Genomic DNA, 24,900 nt, shown 5'->3' with positions numbered 1-24,900 from the left:
CAGATGTCGCAATCCACACCGAACCCGGAGGCCCTCCCTCACACCAAGATCATCCGATCACGTGTCGCCCGTACCCAACCTCCGTGGTCAATACAGCTAGCGCAGGGAGTTCGCCAGCTCCTCGATGATGACCAGCTGCTCCCGCACGCCGACCTCCATGCCGGACTCGAGGATCATGTCCCGCAGTTCCCTGCTGCCCGTTTCGGTCAGCAGCTCGAAGCGCGTCCGGTCGCCGAGAGCGGTGAAGGTGACGGTGATGAGCGGCCCGTCCACCGAGTCGAGGTCCACGCCCGGCAGCTCGAAGACCTCGGTGTAGACGATCTTCTCGTCCGGCACGACTTCCCGGTACTCGCCGTGGAAGCCGACCTCGGCACCGTCGTCCGTCTCCAGCACGAAGCGCCAGCGGCCGCCGGGCCGCAGGTCCATCTCGACCTTCGTCGTCGTCCCGCGATGCCCGGCCCACCAGCGCTTCACCAGCTCCGGCGTGGTCCAGGCGCGGTAGACGAGGTGCCGGGGCGCGTCGAACTCGCGGGTGATGAGGATCCGGTCGTCCGCCGGGGTCGTGATCTCCACGTCAGTGCTCCTGTTCCTTGAGTTCTTCGAGGACGCCGTCCAGCAGCTCGAAGCGTTCCGACCACGTCCGTTCGTAGCGCTTGACCCAGTCGTGGATGGGTTTCAGCGCGGCGCCGTTGAGCCGGTAGACGCGCTGGCGGCCTTCGTCGCGCACGTCGACCGCGCCCACCTCCCGCAGGACGCGCAGGTGTTTCGACACCTGCGGCTGGGCGAGGCCGAGCACGTCGACGAGGTCGCCGACGGACCGTTCGCCGGTCATCAGGACGTCGAGGATCTGCCGCCGCCGGGGTTCGGCGACGGCGTTGAAGGTGTCGGCCGTTGTCGCTGCTCGTGCCACGGGAGCATCATATGCCCATATGGGTATGCGTCAAGAACCCGCATCGTGGGCACACTGGGCCCCCGCTCCGCCGTCTGCCACGATCAGCCCATGGCCTCCCGGGTCGACGGTCCACCCGGTCCTCACAGTCCACACAGGACGGACGCGCGCGGCGCCCGGCGGAGCGCCGGCGCCGGCGCCGTCCAGCGGGCGATCCTCGACGACCTGCTGCTCGGCCACGCCCCGGACCGCGAGCCGCTCGGCTCGGCGTCGCCACCGGCGGCCGGGTCGACCGCACTTCCGGCACCGTCGTCGAACATCCGCTGCTGCGCTGGAAAACGTGCGGTGCGCGCCGAACGCCTCTTCGGCCACCCGAAAGCGCGCGAAAGCGTGGTGCGGTTGTTCACCGGCAACGTCGTCGACGCGGTCGATGCCGCCCGGAACATCGGTCGAACTCCGAAAGCCGGTCAGCGTCGGATGGCGCACTGTTCGCCGAACGTCACGACGGCGGACACGCCCCGGCCGGATCAGCGCTCGTTGCGCGCCAGGTCCCGGAAGCAGTCCCACGCCCGGCTGACGAGCGCCGGGTGCGTCCGGAGGTCGATCGCCGTGCGGGCCAGTGCCGCCGCGGACGCCAGCATCGCCGAGCGGCCGCGCGGGCTCGCCGCCGCCGCGGCGAACTCCGGCGTGTGGTCGGAGTACTCCTCCGCCGTGATCGCCACGAACGGGTGGATCGCCGGGACCCGGACGCTCACGTCGCCGATGTCCGACGAACCGAGGAAGACCCCCGGCGCCGGCGGAGTCGCGTGGATCCCGCGCGCCGCCAGGTGCTCGGTGAACCGCTCGGACAGCACCGGGTTGTCGCGGAAGTGGGCGTAGCCGCGCCCGAGACGTTCGACGTCGACCTTCGCGCCCGTCGCGAGTGCCGCGCCCTGCGCGGCCGTCGTCACGTCCTCGACCAGGCGGTCCAGCGCACCGGTCGTGAGCGCGCGGAGCCCGAAGCGGCCCTCGGCGCGGTCGGGGACGATGTTCGTCGCCTCGCCGCCGTGGGTGATGATCCCCTGGACGTGGGAGCCGGCGGGCAGCCGCTGGCGCAGTGCCGAGACCGCGCCGAACGCCTGGATCAGCGCGGCGAGCGCGTCGATGCCGGCTTCCGGGTCGCCGGTCGGGTGCGCCGCGCGGCCGCGGAAGGTCACCTTCAGCTCCACCTGCGCGGTCAGCGGGGCCCAGGACCACGAGTGGACGCCGGGGTGGACCATCAGGGCCGCGTCGACGTCGTCGAACACGCCCGCCTCGGCCAGCGCCACCTTGCCGCCGCCGCGTTCCTCGGCGGGACACCCCACCACGAGCAGCGAGCCCGGGCTGTCCGCCAGCACGGCGCGCGCCGCCAAGGCGGCTCCGAGGCCGGCCGCGGCGATCAGGTTGTGGCCGCACGCGTGGCCCAGCCCGGGCAGCGCGTCGTACTCCAGCAGCAGCGCGACGCACGGCCGCCCGCTCCCGGCCCGCGCGAGGAACGACGTCGGCAGTCCCGCGACGCCGGTTTCGACGGCGAAGCCGTCCTCGGCGAGCTCCCGGGTCAGGCGTTCGGCGGCCGCGTGCTCCTCATAGGACAGTTCCGGCCGTTCGTACAGCGCGGTCGCGACCGCCCACAGCCGTTCGTCCAGCCGCTCGATCCGCTCGTCGGCCCGCTCGTGCAGCTCTTCGTGCCACTCCATGCCCATCGGAATACCCCCACCACGCACGGCCACACCAGCGGCAGTGTTTCACACGGACCGAATGCGGCTACTCGCGCGCATGGACCAGACCAAGGCACCGGTGCTGGAAGCGTTGCGCGACTACCACCGCATCGGCTACGTCCCGTTCAACGCGCCCGGCCACAAGCAGGGCCGGGGCGTCGATCCGCGAGTGCTGGAGATCGTCGGCGCGAAGGTCTTCGAGTCCGACGTCATCGCACTCAACGGCCTCGACGACCGGCTGATGCGCCAGGGCGTGCTCGCCGAAGCGCAGGAACTGATGGCCGACGCGGTCGGCGCCGAGCACACGTTCTTCTCCACCTGCGGCAGCTCGCTTTCGGTGAAGAGCGCGATGCTCGCGGTCGCCGGGCCGCACGAGAAGCTGCTGGTGCCGCGGCACGTCCACAAGTCGGTGGTGTCCGGGCTGATCGTCAGCGGCGTCCAGCCGGTGTGGGTGCGGCCGCACTGGGACGCCGGGCAGCACCTGACCCACCCGCCCGGCCCGCGGGAGTACGCGGAGGCGTTCGAACGGGACCCCGACGTGAAGGGCGCCCTGATGGTGACGCCGACCGACTACGGCACCTGCGGCGACGTCCGCGCGGTCGCGGAGTTCTGCCACGCCCGCGACCTCCCGCTGATCGTCGACGAGGCGTGGGGCGCGCACCTGCCCTTCCACGACGGCCTGCCGCCGTGGGGGATGTTCGCGGGCGCCGACGTGTGCGTCACGAGCGTGCACAAGATGGGCGCGGCCGTCGAGCAGAGTTCGGTGTTCCACCTGCAGGGCGACCGCGTGGACCCGAACGTGCTGAAGTCGCGCGAGGACCTGCTCGGCACCACGAGCCCGAGTTCGCTGGTGTACGCCGCCCTCGACGGCTGGCGGCGGCAGATGGCCGAGCACGGCAAGGAACTGCTGGACGGCGCCCTCACCCTGGTGAAATCCGTGCGCGGCCGGGTGTCGGACCTCGGGTTCACGGTCCTGCACGACGAGTTCCTCGGGCCGGACCTCGCGGATTCCGTGGACCCGCTGAAGGTCGTGCTCGACCTCGCACCGCTGGGCATCAGCGGGTACCAGGCCGCCGACTGGCTCCGCGAGCAGCAGCACGTCACCGTCGGGCTGTCGGACCATCGCCGGATCGTGGCCCAGATCAACCATTCGGATGACGACGAGACGACGGGCGTGCTCGTCTCCGCGCTCGAAGCGCTGCTGAAGGCCGCACCGGAGTTCAAGACGCCGCCGAAGGTCGAGATCCCGCCGCCGGCGGAGTTCGAGCTGGAGACGGCGATGCTGCCGCGCGACGCGTTCTTCGGCCCGGCCGAGCAGGTCTCCCTGGACGAGGCACCAGGCCGGATCGCGGCGGAGATGATCACGCCGTACCCGCCGGGCGCTCCCGGCGTGCTGCCGGGTGAAGTGATCACGAAGCCGATCCTGGATTACCTGCGCAGCGGACTGGAGGCGGGGATGGAACTGCCCGACCCGGCCGACTCCGAGCTGAAGTCGGTCCGGGTGGTCGCCCGGCAGTGAGGAGGGCCGGGTCGGAACCTCCTGGTGCGACCCGGCTTTGCCGGGATCGCGGAACGGCCCGCGCCGGATCACCCCCGATGCAGTGAATGACTCATTCCTGGCGCCGGACGCCAGGAATGAGTCATTCACTGCATCGAAATCCCCTGTGCGAGTTCTGCAAGCGTGAACCCGGCGGCGCTGCGGTGCCGGAAACGAGCAACGCCGCCGGTGCCTCAGGCCTTCGCGCTCTTTAGTTCGAGAGGATTCTTCGGCGCGTCCGACCGGGCGTCGATCATCCGCTGCCCCAGTTCCTGAAGCCGCTTGCGCCCCATGGCCGAGCGGACCTCCGGGAACCACTCGTCCTCTTCCTCCTCCACGTGGTGGCGGACGTTCTCGGTCAGCACCGTGACCTTCGCGTCGAACGTCTCTTCGTGGGGGTCGAGGTCGAGCAGTTCGGACAGCATCCACACCACGACGTGGTGCTCCTCCACGCTCTCCAGGACGTGGTCCTTCGTCTCCGGCACCGCCTCGCGCGCCGCCGGGTAGAAGATCTCCTCCTCGATGTACGCGTGGACGGTCAGCTCCTCGATGATCGAGTCGGCGATGCGGCGCTTCTCGTCGTAAGCGTCCTCCCCCGCCTTCTCGAACTCCTTGAACAGCTTCTCCACGGTCTTGTGGTCGTTCTTGAGCAACACGATCGCGTCGGTCGACATCGATTTCCTCACGGTGTGGCCAGGTCCCGCAGGGCGACCTGGGAGTTCTCCAGTTCCTTCGTCATCAGCAGAGCCACGGTGCGGGCGTGGGCCAGCGCCCGGCCGACGGCCCCCACCGCGTCCCACGTCGCCTCCACGGTGCCGCCGTGGCCGGTCACCCGGCCGGACAGGAGGCCCTCCTCAAGCCGGCCCTGCAAGGCCGGCAACAGGTGGGTCAGGTCGTCCGCCAGCAGCCGCAGGGCGCCGAGCACCCGGTACATCTCGGCCGGCGAGTCGAGTCCGCCCTCGCCCACGCAGCGGGACAGCCGGCGCACGGTGGCCCCGGCGTCGGCGGCCAGCAGCGACGGCGAGGAGGCTGCGCTCGGGTTCATGACCGCTCGAATACCCGTTCGCCGCCGGGGAAAACGCCGTTTGCGCGGTACTCCATCCGGGTACTCAGCCGACTCCCCGATACCAGGAGCAGCGGTGAACCCAGACGTGTTGACGTTCGGCATCGAAGAAGAGTTCTTCGTCGTCGACCGGCGTGGCCACCTCTCGCAGGCCGGCGATGACGTCGTCGACGCCGCGGAGGCGGCCGACGACGTTCAGGGCGAGTTGCAGCACGAGCTCAACCTGTCGCAGGCCGAAACCGCCACCGACGTCTGCCGCACGCACGCCGAGGCGCTGCGGCAGCTGAGCGGGCTGCGCGAGGACCTCACCCGGGCGGCCCGTGCCCGCGGCTACCGGCTGCTGCCGGCCGGCGCGCCGCCACTGGCCGAATCGTCACCACCGCGCATCACACCGAACCCGCGCTACCAGCGGATGGCCGAGCACTTCGGCGCCACCGCGTGGACGTCGCTCACCTGCGGCTGCCACGTGCACGTCGCGATCCCCGACAAGGAAAGCGGGATCCGGGTCCTCAACAGCGTCCGGCCGTGGCTGCCCGCGCTGCTCACGATCACCGCGAACTCGGCCATCGCCGACGGCTACGACACCGGCTACGCCAGCTGGCGCTACCACCAGTGGAGCCGGTGGCCCTCGGCCGGCCCGCCGCCGCGGTTCGCTTCGCTCGACGAGTACGAGAGCATCGTCGACGGCTGGCTGCGGTCGGGGGCGATCCTGGACCGCGGGATGATCTACTGGGACGTCCGCCTGTCGGAGAAGCAGCCCACGCTCGAATTCCGCATATCCGACGTCGCCGCGAAGCCGGCGGACGCGGTGCTGCTGGGGGTGCTGGCACGTGGTCTCGTCGCGACCGCGCTGGCCGACGGCGCGCGGTCACCGGAGCTGTCGAACGAGGTGCTGCGCGGCCGGCTCTGGCGAGCGTCGAAGGAAGGGGTGACCGGCTCCTGCCCGCATCCGCGGACCGGTGACCTGCAGCCGGCGAAAGCGGTGCTCGACGACCTGATCGAACTGACCGCCCCCGCGCTGAAAGCGGCGGGAGACCTGGACTTCGCCCGGGAAGGGATCGCCCGGCTGGTCGCCGAAGGCGGCGGCGCCGACCGGCAGCGCCGTGCCTTCGCGGAAAAGGGCCGGGCGGAAGCCGTCGTGGACCTGCTGACCGAAGGCGGCTAGTGCCGCGCGTCCGAGGGTCGTTGACGGTCGCGAGGGTCCGCTGGGGCGTGGTCGTGAGTGAGGAACCGGGTTGGATCCCGGTTTCTCACTCCCGACCGTCCGGGCCTCGGGAGCCGGGTTGCGGTGGGAGCTGCTCGAGCAACTGGAGCGCGCGCACGGCGGCGTGGGAGCGGCCGGGGTCGACGACGAGGTGGACATCCGCGGCTTCGGCGTCCCGGCGGGCCTCCAGCAGCACGCGGAGACCGGCGGCACCGAGGAACCCGACCTCGCCGAGGTCGACCCGCAGCACCGCGGGACGGGCGCGCACGTGCCCGGCCAGCGTGGCCTCCAGCTCAGGTGCGCTGCACGCGTCGATTTCGCCCGTCACCTCGACGACGATCGCGTCGGCGCTCTTCCACCGAACCTCGCTGTGCAGGTCGGCGGGCGCGCGCGGCGAGGGCAGGCTCTGGGCCGGAGAAGCCGTCCGGGCCTCTCCCCGCCGGGAATCGGTCGTCATGACACAGGAAGTACCCCCTGCCGGCCGAACGTCAAACAGCGCCCGGTCCGAGTGCATTTCCGCCGGTGGAACGGGTAACCGGCGGCGAATCCGCGGAAGGAGCCCGCCCATGTCCGACGGCCCGCCCACGATGGGCGTCGAAGAGGAGTTCCTGCTCGTCAACCCGCGCACAGGGCACGCGTCGGCGTGCGCGGAGCAGGTGCTTGCGCGGTACCACCACCACGGGCCGCTGCCCGACGGCGCCCAGGTCCACCGCGAACTGCGGCTCACCCAGATCGAGGCCGCCAGCGGCGTCTGCACCACTGCCGGCGAGCTGCGTGACCAGCTGACGGCGGCGCGCCGGGTGCTGGCCGGGGCCGCCGCGGCCGAGGACTGCGCGCTGCTGGCCACGGGCACGCCGCTCGGGCCCGGCGCGGTCGAGCCGCCCGCGGCCACCGGCCGCTACGCCGAGATCGACGCCGCCTACGGTGCCGTGGTCGCCGACTACGAAGCCTGCGGCTGCCACGTCCACGTCGGGGTCGCCGACCCGGACACCGCGGTCGCGGTCGTCAACCACCTCGGCCGCTGGCTGCCCACGCTGCTCGGCCTGTCGGCCAACGCGCCGTTCGACCACGGGCGCGACACCGGCTACCACAGCTGGCGGATGGTCCAGCAGTCCCGCTTCCCCGGTTCCGGCGTCGCGCCGCACCTGCGGGACCACGCCGCGTACCGCCGGGCGGTCGGCACGCTCGTCGAGTGCGGCGCGCTCGTCGACCCGGACCAGACGTTCTGGCTCGCCCGCCCGTCCGGCCGGTTCCCGACCGTCGAGTTCCGCGTCGCCGACACCGCGCTGACCGTCGACCACGCCGTGCTGCAGGCCCTCCTGAGCCGGGCCCTGGTGCGGCGGGCGCTGGACGACCTCGCCCGCGGGCGGGAAGCCGCGCCGCTGTCCCCGCAGGTGGCCGCGGCGGCGGTGTGGACCGCGGCGCGCCACGGGCTGACCGGCTCGCTCGTCGACGCTCTCGACGAGACGCGCCGTCCGGCGTGGACACTGGTCGAAGCCCTGCTGGAGCACGTCCACACGGCTCTCGAGGAGAACGGTGACCTGGCCGAGGTCCAGGTGCTCGTCGCGGCGCTGCGGGCGGACGGGACCGGATCGGCGCAGCAGCGCGCGGTGGCCGGGCGCGGGACGGCGGCCGCGGTGCGGTGGCTCACCGCGCGGACCGTGCCCGCCGGGCATGGAACGCGGCTCACCGGGTAGTCACCGGCCATGACGACCTTCACCACCGCCACCGCGCTGCCGGCGTCGCGCGGACCGCTGTCGGAGTCCGTGCTCTCGACGCTGCTGCGGGATCAGCCGCGAGCCGATCTCGGTTTCGACGGCCTGGCGGACGCCGACCCGCTCGGCGACGACCTCCAGCTGGCCCTGCACCTGTGCTACGAACTGCACTACCAGGGCCTGCCGGGAGTGTCGGCCGACTGGGAGTGGGACCCGGAGCTGCTGCGCCTGCGCGGCGCGCTGGAGGCACGTTTCCTGGCCGCGCTGCGCGACAACGTGCCGGGCGGGGACGACGTCCAGGCCGAGCTCGACGCCCTGCTCGTCGAACCGCTGGACGCCGAGGGCGTGTCGCACTTCCTGCGCGACCACGGCGAATGGAACCACGTGCGCGAGTACTTCGCACACCGCTCGGTCTACCACCACAAGGAGGCCGACCCGCACGCGTGGGTGATCCCCCGGCTGCGCGGCCGTGCCAAGGCGGCACTGGTGGCGGTGGAGTTCGACGAGTTCGGCGGCGGGCGCGCGGAGCTCGCGCACTCCCGCCTGTACGCGGACCTGCTGCGCGCGGCGGGGCTGCCGGACGGGTACCTGGAACTGGCCGACCACGTGCCGGGGCCGATGTTCGCCGTGGTCAACATGATGTCGATGTTCGGCCTGCACCGGTCGCTGCGGGGTGCGCTGTGCGGCCACTTCGCGGCGGCGGAGATCACCACGGCGCCGTCCGCGGCGCGCATGGACCAGGCGCTGCGCCGGCTGAACGCGCCCGAGGCGTGCCGGTTCTTCTTCACGGAGCACATCGAGGCGGACGCGGTCCACGAACAGGTGCTGCGCCACGACGTGCTCGGCGGCCTGCTCGAGCAGGAGCCCGAGCTGGCCGCCGACGTGGTGTTCGGGATCCAGGCGACGGAGTTCCTGGAAGGCCGGTTCGGCGCGCGGCTGCTGGAACACTGGCGCGCGGGTGAGTCTTCGCTGCGTCAGCCGTTGCCGGGCTGAGTCCGCACCCGCTTGCGGTGGCTCGTGTCGCAGAGCGGGAACCGCTTGCTCCGGCGGCACGCGCACACCGCGACCACGAACCGGTCGGACCGCACGAGCTCGCCCTCGGGCGTGCACAGCTCGACCGGCCCTTCGACGAGGACCGGCCCGCCCGGGACGACGGTGACGCGGCGGGGCCGCTCAGCGGCCGGCACGCAGCACCACCAGCTCCTCCATCCGCTGCCCCGGCTCGATCAGGCCGGCCGCTTCCAGGAACTCCGTCCGTCCGGAAAGGACCGGCCCGAACGGGATGCGGGCGCGCCGGTCCACCGAAGCCCGGAGACCCTGTGCCGTCAGCATCTCCAGTGATCGATCCACATCGGACAGTGCGGATTGGACGAGCAGGAGCGTGCCACCGGGGCGCAGCAGCGTGCCCGCCCGGGCGCAGAGCGGATCGAGGACCGCGCGGCCGTCCGGCCCCGCGTCCCAGCCACGGGTGCCTCGGACCGTCGGAGCCGGGGACGGCACGTAGGGCGGGTTGGCGACGACGACGTCGAACGGGCCCTCCGCCAGCGCCGTCGTCAGGTCGCCCCGGCGGGTGCGGACCCGGAGCCGCCGGGTCAAGGCGTTGAGGCGTACCGACGCGAGTGCGCGGCGCGAGAGGTCCAGTGCCAGCACGGTTTCCGCGCCGCGGCGGGCCAGGGTGAGCGCCTGCGCGCCGGTGCCCGTGCACAGGTCGAGGGCTCGCGCGCCGGGCGGCATCGCGAGGTCGCCGATCGCCTCGGCGAGCAGGGCGGTGTCTTCCTGGGGGCGGTAGACGCCCGGGAGCCGCAGCAGCCGCGGGGCGGCCGGGACGGGCCGGAGGACGACGGGCCGGGCGGCCAAGGGGCCCGGGCGGACGGGTTCCGCCGACGTGGTCATCTCGGTCTCCTTCACCTCGCCGCGGCCCGGCGCACTCGCCGGCGGACAACCGCGTCGCCCCGGGCTACCCGGCGAAGATCGCCGCAAACGCCGCCGGTTGAACCCGCTCCGGCGGGGTATCCGGGCCGCAAAGGACCCCGGAGAAAGGCACGGCGATGACGTCCCAGGACCGCACCCAGCACCCGACCGACCCGGCCGAAGGCGCCCGCGGCGACGACCCGCACGGCAACACCCCGGAAGCACAGCGCGAAACGCTCCGCGGCGAACAAGGCACGTCGAGCGGCGACGAGCACGACGACAGCGACCCGCAGTCGGGCTGACGGCACCGCGGGGAGCGCACACTGCGGCGGCCCGATGTGGCAAGGTGCTTTCCGGCGCCCCGAACGCCTCATCGGGCCCTCGGCACACCGGCCGGACGCCGCCGCGCCTCAGGACGCCGGCGCTGTCTCCTCGGCCACCGGCCCGGTCTCTTCCATCATCAGCAGAGCGCCCACGCTGGCGCCCACGCGGTCCTGCAAGGCGCTGCACAGCAACCGGACCACGACGGTGCGCCCCCGGCGGTTGACGGCGTCGAGGGCCCGCTCGGCCCGGAACCCGGCGTCGGCCAGCGCTTCGCGGAGCACCGGGCGCAGCTCGGCGATCGGCAGGCCGATGTCCAGGTTGAGCAGGTGGGTGCCCTCCGCCTCCTCGCGGCGGACACCCCACAGGTTCTCCGCACCGCGGTTCCAGGCCTTGATCCGCATTTCGGAGTCGATCACCACGATCCCGGCCTGGACCGCGGTCAGCACCGACTCCAGGAAGTCGTTCAGCTCGTCGAGATCGAGGCCGCGGTCCCGCAGCGCGTCGTTGATCGTCTGCAGCTCGTCGTTGGTGGAGTGCAGTTCCTCGTTCATCGTTTCGAGCTCTTCGTTGGTGGACTGGAGCTCTTCGTTGGTCGTCTCCAGCTCCTCCACCGTGGACTGGAGCTCCTCGTTCGTGGTCTCCAGCTCTTCGTTGGTCGACTGCAGTTCCTCGTAGGCCAGCTTGAGCCGGCCGTTCGTGTATTCGAGCTCGGTGAGCAGCGAGCGCGCCCAGCTCACGTCGTGGAACACCACCGACACGCCGAGCAGGCTCTTCTCCTTGCCCAGCAACGGGTTCACGTGCACGTCGTACCACACGGCGTCACCGGCCCGGCGCCACTCGACGTCCTTGATCCGCAGGGAGCGGCGTTCCAGGCGGGCCTGCTCGACGTAGGGCCGGAGCGTGACCGGGCGGTAGGAGACGTCGAGGTCCCACAGCTTCCGCCCGACGTCCCGCTCGGACAGTCCGAACAGGATCTCGGCCTGCCGGTTGACCAGCGCGACGACCTCTTCGCCGGTCACCACGAGCTGGGCGACGGGACTGGTCGCGAACGCGTGCTCCCGCAGCTGGTCGAAGCCGGGGACGTCGGCCGGGGCCCGCGCCGGGTTGCCGTGGGCGGTGAAGTGCTGGTGGCCGGCCTGGGTGGCGCCGCTCTTGCGGAAGACCCGTTGCTTGAGGTCGAGCGGTTCGAACAGCCGGGTGTGGCTGAGCAGCATCTCGGCCTTGCCCAGGAACACCACACCGCGGGGCGCCAGCGCGAAGTGGAGCCGCTCGAGGATCTTCGTCTGCGTTTCGGCGTTGAAGTACATCAGCGTGTTGCGGCACACGAGCAGGTCGATCCGCGAGATGGGGGCGTCCTGCACGAGGTCGTTGCGGCCGAAGATGACCGAGCGGCGGAGGTCCGTGCGGAAGGTGTACCGGCTGCCCTGCTGCTCGAAGTACTCCGCGAGCTGGGCTTCGGGCACGCCTTCGAGTTCGTCCGGGGTGTACGCCGCGTGCCGGGCCTGGACGAGGGCCTCTTCGTCGACGTCGGTGGCGTAGATCTTGACCCGCCGGCGGAAGGCGTCGACCCCGAGCGCGTCGGCGAGGGCGATGGCGATGCTGTAGGCCTCCTGGCCCGCCGCGCAGCCCGCGCTCCACACGCGGATGGGCTCTTCGGGGTTGCGTTCGGCCAGCAGGGTGGGGATCACCTGCTGCCGGAGGTACTCCCAGGCTTCCGGGTCGCGGAAGAACCCGGTGACGTTGATCAGGATGGTGTTGAACAGGGCGACGAACTCGTCGGCGTTCACCTGGAGCTGGTCGATGTAGTCCGCGTAGCCCTCGGCGCCGACCTGGCTCATCCGCCGCTGGACCCGCCGCATCAGGCTGGTCCGCTTGTAGCCGGTGAAGTCGAAGCCGCGCGATTCCTTGAGGTACACGAGCACGGATTCGAACTCGTCGTCGGCTTCCGGCCGGAGCTCCGTCACCGGGTACACGCTACCCGCTGCCCCCGCGCGCGCCGCCGTGCCGGGCCAGCACCGCCCACACGACCTTGCCGCCCGCCCAGGACCTGCTGCACCCCCAGACCCGGGCGATCTGCACGATCATCTGCAGCCCGAGGCCCCCGTCGGAGCTGTGGACCCGCTCGTGCAGCACCGCCGGCCGCGGATCGTCGTCGGCGACGGCGACGGTGAAGACGCCCCGCCGCAGCTCCAGCCGGAGCCGGGGAGCGGAGAAGGTGTGCCGGATCGTGTTCTCGACCAGCTCCGTCGCGATGAGCAGCGCGTCCTCGGTGTTCTCCGATACCCCCCACTCGGCGCAGACGCGGGTGACGAACTGCCGCGCCAGTGCCGACGCTCCGTCGGACGGCATCAGCAGCTGCACCGCCCGGCGCCGCGCCGGGTGGTCCCGCTCCCGCTCCGCCGTGCCGACATCGGCGTGGACCGCCACGAAGCGGTCGATCGCCTGGGTCCTCAGCACCGCGATGTGCTCTGGCCGGGCCGAGACGAGGGCGAACGGGACGCCGGGCCAGTCGCTGATCCGCATGGCGACCGTCGAGAAGACGCCCGCCAGCTTGTCCTCGCCGATCGTCAGCCCGCCGATGTCGGCGATCACGCTGTCCGGGGCGTCGGTAACGATCTTGAGCAGGCCGTCGCGCAGGTCGGGGTAGCTCGCGAGGTCGAGCCACCCGGTCACGGTCACCAGCGTCGACCGGGCCCGGACCTCCGGGACCAGGAGTACTCCCCCACCTTCGCCGGTCATGGTCCCGATCCGGTCTCGGCGTCCTGCGTGAGCAGGAACCGCCGGAGCGTCTCGGCGGCCGCGACGCACTCGCGCAGGGTGCTCTCGTACCGACCGGTCGCCAGCCCGGACCCGCCGGCGGCGTTCTGCTGCATCCGCCGGGCCAGCGCCGCCTTCTCGTCGAGGGAGCGCAGCGCGGTCCACAGCGCCCGCTCGAACTCGAGGTCGTGCGCCCGGAGCAGGGCCTCCGCCGACCACGCGTGCCCGATGCGGCACCGGTAATGACCGTCCCGGCCGCCGATCTCGACGAGCGTGCCGCCGCAGTCGGGGCACGTGTGCCCGGACGGGGGGTTCCCGTCGCCCGGGACGACGGCGTCGAGCCGGACTCCGTCCCGGGCGATCCGGTCTTCCAGGAGGAGGGCGGCCGAGGGCGGCGGCACCCTGGCGGCCGACCCGGGCGTTCGGACCAGCTTGTCCAGCACCTTGCCGAGCAGTTCGACCGGGTACACGTGCTCCGTCGCGGTGTGCGCGAGCGCGCTTTCGGGCATGCCGGGGTAGAGCGCCTCCTCCGGGTCCTGCACCATCGCGACGCCCCCTCGTTCGACGATCGCGCGGAGCCCGAGCGCGCCGTCGTCGAGGGCGCCGGAGAGCACGACCCCGACCGCCGCCGGTCCCGCCGCGACGGCGGCGGACCGGAAGGTGGCGTTGATCGCCGGGCGGTGCCCGCTCTCGGTAGGGCCGTGGCTGAGGAACTGCACCCGGTCGTCGACGAGCAGGTGCCGGTCCGGCGGGGCGACGTGGATCACGCCCGCGGTGAGCGGCCGGCCGTGCGTCGCCACCACCGCCGGGAGCGCGCCGGCCCGGTCCAGGATCTGCGGCAGCGCGCTCGTCGACCCGGGTGCCAGGTGCATCACGGCGAGGATCGCGGCCGGGAAGTCGGCGGGCAGGACCCCCGCCAGCCTGCGGAGCGCCTCGACCCCGCCCGCGGACGCGCCGATCACCACGACGTCGCGCTGGACGGGCACGGCGACCACCTCCTCACCCGGTCACGGTAGTCGCATCACCCTCCCGGGTAGCCTGTGGGCGCTCTCCGAAACGTGGTAGTCACCCTTCGTCGAATTCGAACGCCAGCGCGTCGACGCAGGCCTGGTACTTCTGCGTCATCTCGTGCTCGGTGTGCGCCGCCACGAACAGCTGCGCCAGCTCGAAGCTGTAGCTGTCCTGCTCCGGCAGCTCGGAAAGCCGCTGCCCCGCTTCCGGCACGATCTCGATCTGCACGCCGTCGACCCGGTCCTGGATCTCCGCGATCTCTTCCGGGGTCGGCACCCGCGTCACGACGCCGTCTTCGAAGCGGCGCAGGTACCACTTGCCGGCGATCTGGTACTCGCCCTTCCGCGGCCGGCGCCCGGGGTCTTGGCCGAGCCCCAGACGCACCATGATCTCGTGGTTGGCGACGCCGTCGACGAACTCGAAGAGCTCCGCGTGCGACTGCGAGTGCCGCGGGTTGATCTCCAGCAGGGCGACCTGGCCCGACTCGGGGTCGCAGAAGAACTCGATGCTGAAGGTGCCGTTGTCGTACCCGATCCGCTTCATCACCCGCTCGGCCACCTGGCGCATCCGCCGGACGGGTTCCTCGTCCAGCTGGGACGGGTACTGGTGGCGCAGGAACGACGAGCTGTCCGGGTAGTTGATCGAATCCAAGGCGCCGTAGACGACGACCTCGCCGTGGTGGACGTAGCCCTCCACGGCCGCCTGGACGCCGTGCAGCGCCTCCTCGGCCAGGCACGCCGCGCCGCCGACGCGGGCGATCTCCGGCGGCAGCCGGACCTGGTCGAGGACGTAGCCGAACGGCTCCCCCACCCGGCCGACACCGGCGCGGATTTCGGCGACCGCGTCGGCGAACTCGGCCTCGTCGCGGGCCTTGAACGCGAGTTCGGAGGAGAACGACTTGACCGGCTTGAGCCACATCGGGAAGCCGACGCCCTCCGGCGGCACCGGCCGCTCGTCGTCGAGGTCGACGATGCCGAAGTTCGGCAGCTCGTCGATCACCTGCCGCTGCTCGAGCCGGCTCCAGTACTTGTGCTCGCACTTCAGCACCGCCTCCAGCGACAGGCTGGGGAGGCCGTACCGGGCGCACAGGATCGGGACGAGCGTCGCCGCCGGGAAGTCCCAGTAGGTCACGATCGCGCCGACGTCCCCGTCGAACGCGTCGAGCTGGTGCTGCGCGGTCTTCAGCAGCGCCTCGAAATCGATGTCACCGTGCTGCAGTTCCTCCGGGCTCAGCAGGCCGTGGAACCGGTAGGACCCCGACCCCGGCAGGCGCTCCAGTACGCGCTGGTTCTCCTCGTCCAAGCCGACCACGAAAATGTTGGTACTCATACCGGAAGGCCTACCCGGCCCGGCGAACCCCCGAAACGGCCCAGACGGCCCGTTTGCCCGGCGCTCGAGCGGGAATCCCGCCGCCATGACAGCGCTGCCCGAACCGCTTTCCCTCTGGGTCGACACCGCGCCCGCGCCGGACCGCACCGGAGTCCCGGTGCCCGCGGAGGCGGACATCGCGGTGCTCGGCGCGGGCATCGCCGGGCTCACCACCGCGCTCCTGCTCGCCCGCGCCGGCCGCTCGGTCGTCGTACTGGAGGCCGAGCGGGTCGCCGCCGGGGTGTCCGGCCACACGACGGCGAAGGTCAGCGCCCAGCACGGCGCGAAGTACGCCGAGCTGACGTCCCGGCACGGCGCCGGGGCGGCCAAGACCTACGCCGAGACGCAGTCGGCCGCCCTCGAGTGGATCGCCGCCACGGCGGCCGAGCTGGGGATCGACTGCGGCTTCACCCGCGCGGACAGCTTCGTCTACACGACGCAAGAGAAGACCGTCGACTCGCTGAAGCGGGAGGCGGACGCAGCGGCCGCGGCGGGCCTGGCCGCGTCGTTCGTCGACGACGTCGCGCTCGACGTCCCGGCGCTCGGCGCCGTCCGGACCACCGGGCAGGCGCACTTCCACCCGCGCCGGTGGCTCTTGGGCCTCGCCGACGAGATCGAGCGCGCCGGCGGCACGATCGTCGAGCACGCGCGCGCGACCGCGCTGAACGGGCAGACCGTCCGCACCTCGCGCGGCGACGTCGTGGCGCGAGAGGTCGTCGTCGCGACCCACTACCCCGTCCTCGACCGCGGCCTGTACTTCGCCCGGCTCGACCCGGTCCGGGACCTCGTCGTCGCGGGGCCGGCGGCCGGGAACGCACCGCCGGAGGGCATGTACCTCGACGCCGACACGCACCACTCCGTGCGCGGGTACGAGCAAGCGGGCACCCCGATGGTGATCGCCGGCGGCGAGCACTACCGCGTCGGGGCGCACGTGAACGTGGAGCGCCGGTACCGGCGGCTCGCGGACTGGGCGGACGAGCACGCCGGCCTGCACCGCGTGACCCACCGCTGGTCCGCCCACGACATGTCCACCCCGGACAGCATGCCCTACGTCGGCCGGTACCTGCCGGGGACGAAGAACCTCTGGGTGGCCACCGGGTTCGGCCAGTGGGGCATGACCGGCGGCACCGCGGCCGGGCACGTCCTCGCGGCGCGCGTCCTCGGCGAGCCGCACCCGGCCGCGGACCTGTTCGACCCCAACCGCTTCGACGCCCGTTCGGTGCTTGGCGTGGCCGAGGACAACCTCACGGTCGCGCGGTACCTGATCGGCGACCACGTCGCCGCGCTGTGGCGGTCGGAGAAGCTGGACGACCTCCGGCCCGGTGACGCGGCGGTCGTCCGCGTCGGCGGGGAGCTCGTCGCCGCGCACCGCGACGAAGCCGGGCAGCTGCACACCGTCGGCGCGCACTGCACGCACCTCGGCTGCCTGGTTTCGTTCAACGACGCGGAAAAGACCTGGGACTGCCCCTGCCACGGCTCCCGGTTCGGCGTCGACGGCGAGGTCGTCCAAGGCCCGGCGGTCCGCCCGCTGCGCCGCGGGCCCGCATGAGCCGACTGCGCGTTCTCACGATGAACGTGCTGGCACCGGAGTACGCCTGCTGGCCGGAGCGCCGGCGGTTGCTCGCCGGGCGGCTGCGGGCGCTGGAACCGGACGTCGTCGCGCTGCAGGAGGTCGCGCCGGACGGGGTGGCGGAGCTGCTCGGCGACGGCTGGCACGTCGTCGCGCACTCCGGCGCCGACGGTGGCGTGGGAGCGGCACTGGCGAGCCGGTGGCCGTTCGGCGAGACCCACGAGATCGACCAGCGGCCCGCCGGGCGGGCGATCCGGCCGGCCTGGTGCGCCACGGTCGTGGCGCAGGTGCTGGCCCCGCCGCCGTGGGGTCCACTGTGGATGGTCCACCACAAGCCGAGCTGGCCCTACGGCTACGAAGCCGAGCGTGAAACGCAGGCGCTGCGGGCGGCCCGGTTCGTCGAAGAGCTGCTGCCACGCCCCGAAGAGCACGTGGTGCTGCTCGGCGACCTGGACGCGACGCCGGACTCGGCCAGCATCCGGTTCCTGACCGGCAAGCAGGCGCTCAACGGCACGAGCGTCTGCTACACCGACGCGTGGGCGAGCCGGTACCCCGACGAGCCCGGGCACACCTTCACCCCGGCGAACGCGCTGGTCCGCGCCGGGGACATGCCGCTGGAGACCGGCCGCCGGATCGACTACGTGCTGGTCCGCGGCGGCCACTGGGGACCGCCGCTGGCCGTCGCCGGGTGCCGGCGGGTGCTGGTCGACGCGATCGACGGCGTCCAGGCGAGCGACCACTACGGCCTGTTCGCCGAGCTGACCGTCCCGCCGCACCCGCCGGGCACCTGGCCGGGCTAGGACGCGAGCTTCTTGCCCGCGTCGTACAGCAGGTGCAGGACGTCCGCCGCGCCCACGACCGTGAGCACCGTGGCCGCCAGCCGGGTCGGCTTCGGGGCCATGACCAGGCCCGCGGCCAGCCCGGTGCCGATCCAGACGTCGAGGCAGAACGGGCAGGACAGCAGCTCGCCCAGCGCGTGCTCGGCGTGCCCCTTGCCGGGGACGGACTCGTTGAGCTCGTCCTCCCCCGCGGCCTCCTCGAAGCGGGTGAACGGCGCCCGCAGCGGGCTGGTGATCGCCGCCTTGGCCAGCATCCGGCTGGCCTTGAACGTCGCCGCGCCCAGCAGGGCCGTGTCACCCACACCGACGCGGCGCGGCAGCCGGGCACCGAGGACGCGCCCGAGCGCCGTCAGCCCGCCGACGAAGGCCCCGTACGCACCCATGGCGCCGACGTACCCGGCCAGCGGCCGGTCGGCGTCGCCGGCGTAGTCACGCTGCACCTGCTTCGCCTTCGTCGTGATGTCCTTGACCACGCTCACGATTCCGCCGATCCGGGCTTCATCATCTTGCCCTGCTGCTTCGCCTTCGCCTCGTCCGGCAGCACCCGCGCCGCGGCCGACTGCAGCTTGTTCTTCGCCGCGCCCGGCACGACCTTGTCCTCGCCGGCCATCAGTGCTTCGTACCCGGCTTCGGCGATCTCGGCCGCGGAGTCCTTGTCGCCGGCGGCGAGCTTCGTGTCCTCCATGTCGGCACGCGCGAAGAACTCGGTGTCCACGGGGCCGGGCAGCATCGCCGTCACGGTCACCCCCTTGTCCTTCACCTCGCCGCGCAGTCCTTCGGAGAACGACGTCAGGAACGCCTTGGAGGCGGCGTAGACCGCCTGGTACGGCGCCGGCGACGTGCCGGCGATCGACGAGGTGAACAGCACCCGGCCGTGGCCCCGGCCGACCATGCCGGGGACGACCCGCTTGGTCAGGTGCACGGCCGAGCGCACGTTGAGGTCGACGACGGTCAGCTGGTCCTCGAGCAGGGTGTCGCCGGCGAACTCGCCGTTGATGCCGACGCCGGCGTTGACCGCCAGCGCTTCGACCGGGCGGCCGTCGAGCTGCCGGACGAGCTCCTCGACCCCCTCCGGAGCGGCGAGGTCGGTCCGGACCGCGTCGACCCGCGCCCCGCACGCGCGGACCTGGTCGGCGGCCGCGGTCAGCTCGTCGTCCTCGGCGGCGAGCACGAGGTCGAAGTCGTGCCGGGCGAACTGCTTCGCCAGTTCGAGCCCGATGCCGCTGGACGCGCCTGTCACGACGGCCAGCGGCTTGGTGGCGGTGGTCATGCGTCACTCCCTTCCGGTGATTGCTCCCCCGCATACCCGTCGCGGCCCGCGGCAACCATCATGGTTTCCCGGCCCGCGGCGCGGGTATTTGGCGGCGATGGGACGCACCAGACTGCGGCGCAGTGACCTGCAGGGACCCGGCATCCGGCGGATCCGCCGCGGCCGCGGGTTCTCCTACGCCACGCCCGACGGCGAGCCCGTCAACGACCCGGAGGTGCTCGGCCGGATCAAGGACCTGGTCATCCCGCCGGCGTGGCGGAACGTGTGGATCTGCCCGTACCCGAACGGGCACGTCCAGGCCGTGGGGACCGACGACGCGGGGCGGCGCCAGTACCTCTACCACGAGCAGTGGCGCCGGGACCGCGACGAGGAGAAGCACGACCGCGTGCTGGCGATGGCGCGCCGGCTGCCGGCGTGGCGCGCCGAGGTCGAGGCCGACCTGGCCGGGCGCGGCCTCACCCGCAAGCGCGTCCTCGCGGCGGCGCTGCGGATGCTCGACCGCGGGATCTTCCGGACCGGCGGTGAGGAGTACGCCGAGGAGAACGGCACCCACGGCGTCGCGACGCTGCTGCGGGAGCACGCCGCCGTCCGCGGGGACGAGTGCCGGTTCTGCTACGTCGCCAAGGGCGGCCTCGACCGCGAGGTGGCGATCCGGGACGCGGCGCTGGCGAAGGTCGTGAAGTCCCTGCTGCGCAGCGATTCGGGCAGCGACCGGCTGCTCGTCTACCGGGAGGGCGACACCTGGCACGAGGTGCACGCGGCCGACATCAACGAGCGGTTCAAGGAGCTGGCCGGCGAGGACTGCACGGCGAAGGACCTGCGCACGTGGAACGCGACGGTCCTGGCGGCGACCGCGTTCGCCACGGCGGACCCGCCTTCGTCGGAGACGGCTCGCAAGCGCGCGGAGGCGGGCGTGATGAAGGAGGTCTCGCGGGCGCTCGGCAACACCCCGGCGGTGTGCCGCTCGTCCTATGTGGACCCGCGGCTGGTCGAGGCGTACCGCGCGGAGCGCACGATCGCGCCGGCGCTGAAGCGGGCCGCACGCGCCGAGGGGGACGACGCACGGGCGGTCCTGGAGAAGGCGTGCGCGCGCCTGCTCAGCCGCACGTGATTGAAGGTCACCTTATCGGGGAAATCAGCTGGTGGTTCATGGTTATCGAGGGACAGGAGACACGGTGAGTGAGCGTCGATCCACCCGTCCGTGTACTGGCCCGCGGACCCGTTCTTCCGGGAACCTGGGACCGGTGAACTCCGATGCTGCCCCTGTGCGCTGGCGCGCGTCGATCGGCCTCGCGGTCGGCGGCGACGGGCCGGTGTCGAGCATCGTCGAGTCCGACCACGGGAGCGAGGGCTCGGCCCGGGAGTGGATCGAGCGGAAACTGCCTGGGACGAGGTTCCCGGCGTGGATCCCGGCGGCCCGGCGCGCCGACGGCGTGGAATTGTTCGGCCGGGTGGCCCGTGGGCGCGTGGTGACGGACCGGCTGCTCCCGACATGGGAGTCCGAGGCGACGACCGTGTGGCACGCGGATCGGGCCGGTGATCGGGTCCAGTGGCGCCGGTGCGCGGCTGAGAGCGACGAGCGCTGACGGCTGCCCGGCTCTGCGGGCGCGGCTGAGAAGGTCATGAAAGAGTCGTTCACCACGTCCGGCGCGGTGAACGACTCGTTCATGACATCCCGCCCGCCCCCACGTCCTTGCGCAGCAAGCAGAACTCGTTGCCCTCCGGGTCCTGCAGCACTTCCCAGGACTCGCTGCCGTCCTGACCGACGTCGGCCGGCCGCGCGCCCAAGGCCAGCAGCCGGGCCAGCTCCGTCTCCTGGTCGCTGCCCGCCGGGCTCACGTCCAGGTGCAGCGGCAGCTTCCCGCGCCGGGGGTGCTCCGTCCGGGCCAGCACCAGCGTCGGGGGTCCCTCGCCGAAGCGGCCGCCGGGCGGCCCCAGCTCGAGGCCGTCGGGCTCGTGGCCGATCACCTCGTAGCCGAGCGCCGCGCACCAGAACTCCGCGAGCCGGTCGGGGTCCCGGCAGTCCAGCACGAGTTCGGTGATCCGGCAGGCCATCCAGCTCAGCTCCGTTCGGTTTCCCTCGCCACGTCCGCGGCTTCGTCGTCGTCCATCGCCTTCGTGTCGCGCGGCGGCAGGAACGGCTCCTGCTGGTCTTCCGCGCGCCCCGCCTCGATCGTGCGCCCGCGGGCGACCTCGGCGTCCAGCTCCGCCCCCAGCAGGACCGCGAGGTTCGAGATCCACAACCATACAAGGAACACGATCACCCCGGCCAGCGAACCGTAGGTCTTGTTGTAGGAGCCGAAGTTCGCGACGTACAACGCGAAGCCCGCCGACGCCAGCACCCACAGGACCACCGCCACCAGCCCACCCGGCGTCAGCCACTTGAACCCCGGCTGCCGCACGTTCGGCCCGACCCAGTACAGCAGCGCGAACGCCAGGCTGACGAGCAGCGCGATCACCGGCCACTTCGCGATCTCCCACACCAGGACCCCGGTCGAGCCGAGCCCGATCAGGTCACCGATCCGGCGGGCGACCGACCCGGTCGCGACCACGCCCAGTGCGCAGGCCGCCAGCAGCACGACGATGCCGACCGTCAGCGCGACCCGCAGCGGGATCGTCTTCCAGATCGGACGTCCCTCGGGCATCCCGTAGATCGAGTTCGACGCGCGCATGAACGCGCCGACGTAACCGGACGCCGACCACAGCGCGCCGAGCAGGCCGATGATCGCGAGCGGCCCGGCGAGGCCGCGCGAGCCGGCCAGCTCCTTGATCGCGCCGACGAGGATGTCCTTGCCCTGCCCGGGAACGACCTGGTTGACGTTGTCGATCACGGTCTGGATCGCGTTCGGCCCCAGCAGACCGAGGATCGCCGTGAGCACGATGATGCCCGGGAACAGCGACAGCACGGCGTAGTAGGTGAGCGCCGCCGCCCAGTCGGTCAGGTTGTCCCGGTTGAACTGCTTGAAGGTGCGCTTCAGCACCCCACCCCACGTCCCCTTGGACAGTTCGCCCGGGCCCCCGGGTTCTTTCCGCCGTCTTGCCACGATGGCCACCTCCGTTTGTCGACGGCGGGCATACCCCGAACGAGACGGGGTACTCCTGGTTCGTCCCGACCACAGGAGGAAGCCGTGACCGAGGTCAGCCGCGTGATCGACGTGCCACCCGACGCCGTGTTCGAGGTCCTCGCCGACGGCTGGCTCTACGCCGGCTGGGTGGTCGGGAGCTCCCACATTCGCGACGTCGAGGACGCCTGGCCCGCCGTGGGCTCGCGGATCCACCACAGCGTCGGCCCGTGGCCGGTGCACATCCAGGACGAGACGGTGGTGACGGCGGTCGAGCCGGGACTTTCGCTCTCGTTGGAGGCGCGAGGCTGGCCCCTCGGCGCGGCGGCGGTCGGGTTGACGCTGGTGCCGCACGGGGAGGGGACCCTGGTCCGGATGACCGAGCACATCGTCCGCGGGCCCGGGAAGGTGCTCCCGGCGGCGGTGCAGTCGCTGCTGATCAAGCCGCGGAACACGGAGTCCCTGGCGCGGCTGGCCGACTTGGCCACGGGTAAGTACGCCCGCGCGAAGAGCGGTCACCCTCGCCCGTAGGAATCCGCGTGCCGTGAACGACCCTTTCACCGCGTCCGGCGCCTTGGCAGGCCCGAACTTGCCGCAGTGAATGACTCATTCCTGGCGTCGGACGCCAGGAATGAGTCATTCACTGCATCCGGAGGCGACTCGGCGTGGGGTCGGCAGCAGCGACCTGCCGCGTCCCACCACGTACCGCTGGGTCCCAGCCGGGGGCGCCGGGTGGCGGGTGGCGGGTGCGGGTGCCGGCTGGCGGGTGTCGGCTGGCGGCTGGCGGCTGGCGGCTGGCGGGTGTCGGCTGGCGGGTGGCTGGTGCCGGCAAGCGGCCGACAGCAAGCGGCCGACAGCAAGCGGGTGCTGGCCGGCGGCCGACAGCAAGCGGGTGCTGGCCGGCGGCCGGCGGCAAGCGGGTGCCATCCGACGGCAAGCCGCCGCGCGCGTACGTCATCGAAGCGACTCGCACCTCACGCCAGCCACCGCTACCTACACCAACCGAACTCGCACCTCGCGCCGTCGAAGCGCAACCTGCTGCTCAGCCGTAGATCGCGCGGTGGGCCGCTTTGATCACCGCGGCATACCCGCCGCCGAGCCGACCCGCTCGGGCCAGCGCCGCCCGGGCCGCGTTCGCCCCCGGGCCGCCGTGCACCGCGCCACCCGGGTGCGCCGACGCTCCCGCCAGGAACAAGCGGTCCACCGGCGTGTCCGCGCGGCCCGTGCTCGGCACCGGGCGGAAGAACAGCTGCTGGTGGATCGCCGTCGTCCCGCCGTTGATCGCGCCGCCCACCAGGCCCGGGTTGTGGTCCGCCAGCTCGGCCGGCCCCTGCACGTACCGGGCCTTGATCAGGCCGGTGAACCCCGGCGCGTTCGCCTCGACCGTCTCCTCGATGCGCTTGGCCCGCCGCTCCAGGGCAGTCCGGTTCTCCATCGTGCCGCGCGGTACGTGCGTGTACGCCCACGCCGCCTCGGTGCCCGCCGGCGAGCGCGTCGGGTCGGTCGTGGTCATCTGGCCGAGCAGCAGGAACGGGCGGCGCGGGGTCCGGCCGCGGGAAAGCTCGCCGCCGAACGCCGACAACCCGTCGAGGTCCGCGCCGAGGTGGATCGTCCCCGCGCCGCGCGCGCCCGGCGCCGTCCACGGGATGGGGCCGGACAGCGCCCAGTCCACCTTCACCGTCGCACTGTCCCACTCGAACTTGCCGAGGTCCTCGACCAGCCGCGCGGGCAGCCACTCCTCCCCCACCAGCTCGCGGTACAGCACCGGCGCGGGGACGTCGGCGAGCACGGCCTTGCGCGCCCGCACCGGGTCACCGTCGGCGTCGCGCACACCCAGCGCGCGGCCGCCGCCGACCAGGACCTCCCGCACCGGACGTCCACAGTGGACCTTCCCGCCGCGGGACTCCAGCCGGCGCACCAGGGCCGAGATCAGCTCGCCGGCGCCGCCTTCGGGCACCGGGAACCCTTCGTCCTGGCCGATCATCGCGAGCAGCCAGCCGAAGACCGCGCTGCCCGCGTTGTCCACGGACAGGTCGCTGTGCGCGGAGTTCCCCGCCACCAGCAGCCGGGCGCCTTCGCCGGCGAACAGCTCGTCGCCGAAGCGGCGCGCGGGCAGCGTCAGCATGCGCGCGAGGCGCAGCGCGTCGGCCGTGCCGGTGCGGCGCAGCAGCTTCAGCGCCGGGCGGACCGGCGGGAACGGCGTGAACAGGGCGCTCAGCAGTGGCTCGCGGATTTCCCGCCACTGCTCGAAGAGCCGTCGCCACGCGTCGCCGTCGCCCGGCGCGAACTCGTCGACCGACGCCGCCGTGCGGTCGACGTCCCGGGACAGCACCGCGCACCGGTCGTCGGGCAGCACGTGCGCCAGGACGTCGGGGGCGTGCCGCCAGCGCAGGCCGTGCTCCTCGAGCCGCAGGCCCTGGATCACCGGCGACACCGCCGTCATCGGGTAGAAGGCGCTGAACAAGTCGTTGCGGAAGCCCGGTTCGGTGACTTCGGCGGTCCGCACCGCGCCGCCCGGGTGGTCCGTCGCCTCCAGCACGAGCACCGACCACCCCGCGTCCGCCAGGACGTTCGCCGCCACCAGACCGTTGTGGCCGGCACCGATCACGACGGCATCGACGGCTTCGGTACTCACTGGCGGCCT

General features: G+C 72.5%; 28 protein-coding genes. 10 read left to right on the top strand and 18 right to left on the bottom strand.

Features of this window, described 5'->3' with window-relative positions; all coding sequences use genetic code 11:
- Positions 1-96: 96 nt before the first annotated feature.
- The 4 genes from ACZ4TR_RS47685 to ACZ4TR_RS47670 form a co-directional block, all read right to left on the bottom strand.
- On the bottom strand, positions 97-573 hold the full coding sequence (locus tag ACZ4TR_RS47685) for an SRPBCC family protein (RefSeq protein ID WP_465295644.1): 477 nt from the start codon (positions 571-573) through the stop codon (positions 97-99).
- Between the two features lies 1 nt (position 574).
- Positions 575-910 carry an ArsR/SmtB family transcription factor gene (locus ACZ4TR_RS47680; protein ID WP_465295642.1) on the bottom strand — a complete coding sequence of 112 codons (336 nt, stop codon included), beginning with the start codon at positions 908-910 and terminating at the stop codon, positions 575-577.
- A gap of 122 nt (positions 911-1,032) precedes the next feature.
- Entirely contained in the window at positions 1,033-1,335 is a 303-nt protein-coding gene (locus tag ACZ4TR_RS47675; RefSeq protein WP_465295640.1) for a hypothetical protein, read from the bottom strand.
- A gap of 81 nt (positions 1,336-1,416) precedes the next feature.
- Positions 1,417-2,604, bottom strand: a complete 1,188-nt coding sequence (locus ACZ4TR_RS47670; RefSeq protein WP_465295638.1) for an amidohydrolase — start codon at positions 2,602-2,604, stop codon at positions 1,417-1,419.
- 79 nt (positions 2,605-2,683) lie between these two features.
- Between ACZ4TR_RS47670 and ACZ4TR_RS47665 the strand changes: the two genes are divergently transcribed.
- The gene (locus ACZ4TR_RS47665; protein WP_465295636.1) at positions 2,684-4,144 is read left to right on the top strand and encodes an aminotransferase class I/II-fold pyridoxal phosphate-dependent enzyme; all 1,461 of its coding nucleotides are present in this window, start codon (positions 2,684-2,686) and stop codon (positions 4,142-4,144) included.
- Between the two features lie 212 nt (positions 4,145-4,356).
- On the opposite strand, the gene ACZ4TR_RS47660 is transcribed toward ACZ4TR_RS47665, so the two are convergent.
- Together ACZ4TR_RS47660 and ACZ4TR_RS47655 are read right to left on the bottom strand one after the other, a co-directional pair.
- Entirely contained in the window at positions 4,357-4,836 is a 480-nt protein-coding gene (locus tag ACZ4TR_RS47660) for a hemerythrin domain-containing protein (RefSeq protein WP_364528213.1), read from the bottom strand.
- A gap of 8 nt (positions 4,837-4,844) precedes the next feature.
- Complete coding sequence (locus tag ACZ4TR_RS47655; protein ID WP_465295634.1) at positions 4,845-5,207, bottom strand: hypothetical protein; 363 nt, start codon at positions 5,205-5,207, stop codon at positions 4,845-4,847.
- 94 nt (positions 5,208-5,301) lie between these two features.
- Between ACZ4TR_RS47655 and ACZ4TR_RS47650 the strand changes: the two genes are divergently transcribed.
- Positions 5,302-6,390 (top strand): carboxylate-amine ligase, encoded by a 1,089-nt coding sequence (locus ACZ4TR_RS47650; protein ID WP_465295632.1) that lies wholly within the window; start codon positions 5,302-5,304, stop codon positions 6,388-6,390.
- An 85-nt stretch (positions 6,391-6,475) separates the two neighbouring features.
- Here ACZ4TR_RS47650 and ACZ4TR_RS47645 read toward each other — a convergent pair whose 3' ends face one another.
- The gene (locus ACZ4TR_RS47645) at positions 6,476-6,886 is read right to left on the bottom strand and encodes an STAS domain-containing protein (RefSeq protein WP_465295630.1); all 411 of its coding nucleotides are present in this window, start codon (positions 6,884-6,886) and stop codon (positions 6,476-6,478) included.
- Between the two features lie 109 nt (positions 6,887-6,995).
- On the opposite strand from ACZ4TR_RS47645, the gene ACZ4TR_RS47640 reads away from it, so the two are divergent.
- Together ACZ4TR_RS47640 and ACZ4TR_RS47635 are read left to right on the top strand one after the other, a co-directional pair.
- Complete coding sequence (locus ACZ4TR_RS47640; RefSeq protein WP_465295628.1) at positions 6,996-8,126, top strand: carboxylate-amine ligase; 1,131 nt, start codon at positions 6,996-6,998, stop codon at positions 8,124-8,126.
- A gap of 9 nt (positions 8,127-8,135) precedes the next feature.
- Complete coding sequence (locus ACZ4TR_RS47635; protein ID WP_465295626.1) at positions 8,136-9,137, top strand: iron-containing redox enzyme family protein; 1,002 nt, start codon at positions 8,136-8,138, stop codon at positions 9,135-9,137.
- On the opposite strand, the gene ACZ4TR_RS47630 is transcribed toward ACZ4TR_RS47635, so the two are convergent.
- Positions 9,119-9,331, bottom strand: a complete 213-nt coding sequence (locus ACZ4TR_RS47630) for a CDGSH iron-sulfur domain-containing protein (RefSeq protein WP_465295624.1) — start codon at positions 9,329-9,331, stop codon at positions 9,119-9,121. The genes ACZ4TR_RS47635 and ACZ4TR_RS47630 overlap by 19 nt on opposite strands.
- A complete protein-coding gene (locus ACZ4TR_RS47625; protein WP_465295622.1) occupies positions 9,318-10,037 on the bottom strand; it encodes a methyltransferase in 720 nt (239 codons plus the stop codon). The genes ACZ4TR_RS47630 and ACZ4TR_RS47625 overlap by 14 nt, the downstream gene beginning before the upstream one ends.
- Before the next feature lie 155 nt (positions 10,038-10,192).
- On the opposite strand from ACZ4TR_RS47625, the gene ACZ4TR_RS47620 reads away from it, so the two are divergent.
- On the top strand, positions 10,193-10,357 hold the full coding sequence (locus tag ACZ4TR_RS47620; protein ID WP_465295620.1) for a hypothetical protein: 165 nt from the start codon (positions 10,193-10,195) through the stop codon (positions 10,355-10,357).
- A 108-nt stretch (positions 10,358-10,465) separates the two neighbouring features.
- Here the strand turns inward: ACZ4TR_RS47620 and ACZ4TR_RS47615 are convergent, their stop codons facing one another.
- From ACZ4TR_RS47615 to ACZ4TR_RS47600, 4 genes are all read right to left on the bottom strand, one after another.
- The gene (locus ACZ4TR_RS47615; protein ID WP_465295618.1) at positions 10,466-12,343 is read right to left on the bottom strand and encodes a CheR family methyltransferase; all 1,878 of its coding nucleotides are present in this window, start codon (positions 12,341-12,343) and stop codon (positions 10,466-10,468) included.
- 10 nt (positions 12,344-12,353) lie between these two features.
- The gene (locus tag ACZ4TR_RS47610) at positions 12,354-13,118 is read right to left on the bottom strand and encodes an ATP-binding protein (RefSeq protein ID WP_465295616.1); all 765 of its coding nucleotides are present in this window, start codon (positions 13,116-13,118) and stop codon (positions 12,354-12,356) included.
- Positions 13,115-14,122, bottom strand: coding sequence for a chemotaxis protein CheB (locus tag ACZ4TR_RS47605; RefSeq protein ID WP_465295614.1), 1,008 nt, complete (start codon positions 14,120-14,122; stop codon positions 13,115-13,117). The genes ACZ4TR_RS47610 and ACZ4TR_RS47605 overlap by 4 nt, the downstream gene beginning before the upstream one ends.
- Before the next feature lie 79 nt (positions 14,123-14,201).
- Entirely contained in the window at positions 14,202-15,476 is a 1,275-nt protein-coding gene (locus ACZ4TR_RS47600; RefSeq protein ID WP_465295612.1) for an ATP-grasp domain-containing protein, read from the bottom strand.
- Positions 15,477-15,561: 85 nt separating this feature from the next.
- Here ACZ4TR_RS47600 and ACZ4TR_RS47595 point away from each other — a divergent pair, with 85 nt between their 5' ends.
- Together ACZ4TR_RS47595 and ACZ4TR_RS47590 are read left to right on the top strand one after the other, a co-directional pair.
- Positions 15,562-17,064, top strand: a complete 1,503-nt coding sequence (locus ACZ4TR_RS47595; protein ID WP_465295610.1) for an FAD-dependent oxidoreductase — start codon at positions 15,562-15,564, stop codon at positions 17,062-17,064.
- Positions 17,065-17,084: 20 nt separating this feature from the next.
- Positions 17,085-17,885: an endonuclease/exonuclease/phosphatase family protein gene (locus ACZ4TR_RS47590; protein ID WP_465295608.1), complete on the top strand. Its 801-nt coding sequence runs from the start codon at positions 17,085-17,087 to the stop codon at positions 17,883-17,885.
- Here ACZ4TR_RS47590 and ACZ4TR_RS47585 read toward each other — a convergent pair.
- A complete protein-coding gene (locus tag ACZ4TR_RS47585) occupies positions 17,882-18,403 on the bottom strand; it encodes a DUF1360 domain-containing protein (protein WP_364528255.1) in 522 nt (173 codons plus the stop codon). The genes ACZ4TR_RS47590 and ACZ4TR_RS47585 overlap by 4 nt on opposite strands.
- Positions 18,400-19,194 carry an SDR family NAD(P)-dependent oxidoreductase gene (locus ACZ4TR_RS47580; RefSeq protein ID WP_465295606.1) on the bottom strand — a complete coding sequence of 265 codons (795 nt, stop codon included), beginning with the start codon at positions 19,192-19,194 and terminating at the stop codon, positions 18,400-18,402. Before ACZ4TR_RS47580 ends, ACZ4TR_RS47585 begins: the two co-directional genes overlap by 4 nt.
- Positions 19,195-19,291: 97 nt before the next feature.
- On the opposite strand from ACZ4TR_RS47580, the gene ACZ4TR_RS47575 reads away from it, so the two are divergent.
- Positions 19,292-20,305 (top strand): DNA topoisomerase IB, encoded by a 1,014-nt coding sequence (locus ACZ4TR_RS47575; protein WP_465295604.1) that lies wholly within the window; start codon positions 19,292-19,294, stop codon positions 20,303-20,305.
- 133 nt (positions 20,306-20,438) lie between these two features.
- The gene (locus ACZ4TR_RS47570) at positions 20,439-20,780 is read left to right on the top strand and encodes a hypothetical protein (protein WP_465295602.1); all 342 of its coding nucleotides are present in this window, start codon (positions 20,439-20,441) and stop codon (positions 20,778-20,780) included.
- A gap of 79 nt (positions 20,781-20,859) precedes the next feature.
- Here the strand turns inward: ACZ4TR_RS47570 and ACZ4TR_RS47565 are convergent, their stop codons facing one another.
- Together ACZ4TR_RS47565 and ACZ4TR_RS47560 are read right to left on the bottom strand one after the other, a co-directional pair.
- Positions 20,860-21,249 carry a VOC family protein gene (locus ACZ4TR_RS47565; protein ID WP_465295601.1) on the bottom strand — a complete coding sequence of 130 codons (390 nt, stop codon included), beginning with the start codon at positions 21,247-21,249 and terminating at the stop codon, positions 20,860-20,862.
- Positions 21,250-21,254: 5 nt separating this feature from the next.
- On the bottom strand, positions 21,255-22,241 hold the full coding sequence (locus ACZ4TR_RS47560) for a YihY/virulence factor BrkB family protein (protein ID WP_465295652.1): 987 nt from the start codon (positions 22,239-22,241) through the stop codon (positions 21,255-21,257).
- Positions 22,242-22,322: 81 nt separating this feature from the next.
- Between ACZ4TR_RS47560 and ACZ4TR_RS47555 the strand changes: the two genes are divergently transcribed.
- Positions 22,323-22,787: an SRPBCC family protein gene (locus ACZ4TR_RS47555; protein WP_465295599.1), complete on the top strand. Its 465-nt coding sequence runs from the start codon at positions 22,323-22,325 to the stop codon at positions 22,785-22,787.
- A gap of 511 nt (positions 22,788-23,298) precedes the next feature.
- On the opposite strand, the gene ACZ4TR_RS47550 is transcribed toward ACZ4TR_RS47555, so the two are convergent.
- On the bottom strand, positions 23,299-24,891 hold the full coding sequence (locus ACZ4TR_RS47550; protein ID WP_465295597.1) for a phytoene desaturase family protein: 1,593 nt from the start codon (positions 24,889-24,891) through the stop codon (positions 23,299-23,301).
- Positions 24,892-24,900 lie beyond the last annotated feature (9 nt).

The sequence above is a fragment of the Amycolatopsis sp. NPDC028719 genome, assembly GCF_055565395.1.
This window is presented reverse-complemented; position numbering and strand designations above follow the sequence as displayed.

Coding starts and splice junctions, on each gene's coding strand:
- ACZ4TR_RS47640 (WP_465295628.1), top strand. CDS start 6,996: ATGTCCGACGGCCCGCCCACGATGGGCGTCGAAGAGGAGTTCCTGCTC.
- ACZ4TR_RS47655 (WP_465295634.1), bottom strand. CDS start 5,207: ATGAACCCGAGCGCAGCCTCCTCGCCGTCGCTGCTGGCCGCCGACGCC.
- ACZ4TR_RS47675 (WP_465295640.1), bottom strand. CDS start 1,335: ATGTTCCGGGCGGCATCGACCGCGTCGACGACGTTGCCGGTGAACAAC.
- ACZ4TR_RS47625 (WP_465295622.1), bottom strand. CDS start 10,037: ATGACCACGTCGGCGGAACCCGTCCGCCCGGGCCCCTTGGCCGCCCGG.
- ACZ4TR_RS47595 (WP_465295610.1), top strand. CDS start 15,562: ATGACAGCGCTGCCCGAACCGCTTTCCCTCTGGGTCGACACCGCGCCC.
- ACZ4TR_RS47575 (WP_465295604.1), top strand. CDS start 19,292: ATGGGACGCACCAGACTGCGGCGCAGTGACCTGCAGGGACCCGGCATC.
- ACZ4TR_RS47580 (WP_465295606.1), bottom strand. CDS start 19,194: ATGACCACCGCCACCAAGCCGCTGGCCGTCGTGACAGGCGCGTCCAGC.
- ACZ4TR_RS47660 (WP_364528213.1), bottom strand. CDS start 4,836: ATGTCGACCGACGCGATCGTGTTGCTCAAGAACGACCACAAGACCGTG.
- ACZ4TR_RS47590 (WP_465295608.1), top strand. CDS start 17,085: ATGAACGTGCTGGCACCGGAGTACGCCTGCTGGCCGGAGCGCCGGCGG.
- ACZ4TR_RS47610 (WP_465295616.1), bottom strand. CDS start 13,118: ATGACCGGCGAAGGTGGGGGAGTACTCCTGGTCCCGGAGGTCCGGGCC.
- ACZ4TR_RS47620 (WP_465295620.1), top strand. CDS start 10,193: ATGACGTCCCAGGACCGCACCCAGCACCCGACCGACCCGGCCGAAGGC.
- ACZ4TR_RS47645 (WP_465295630.1), bottom strand. CDS start 6,886: ATGACGACCGATTCCCGGCGGGGAGAGGCCCGGACGGCTTCTCCGGCC.
- ACZ4TR_RS47600 (WP_465295612.1), bottom strand. CDS start 15,476: ATGAGTACCAACATTTTCGTGGTCGGCTTGGACGAGGAGAACCAGCGC.
- ACZ4TR_RS47665 (WP_465295636.1), top strand. CDS start 2,684: ATGGACCAGACCAAGGCACCGGTGCTGGAAGCGTTGCGCGACTACCAC.
- ACZ4TR_RS47670 (WP_465295638.1), bottom strand. CDS start 2,604: ATGGAGTGGCACGAAGAGCTGCACGAGCGGGCCGACGAGCGGATCGAG.
- ACZ4TR_RS47565 (WP_465295601.1), bottom strand. CDS start 21,249: ATGGCCTGCCGGATCACCGAACTCGTGCTGGACTGCCGGGACCCCGAC.
- ACZ4TR_RS47635 (WP_465295626.1), top strand. CDS start 8,136: ATGACGACCTTCACCACCGCCACCGCGCTGCCGGCGTCGCGCGGACCG.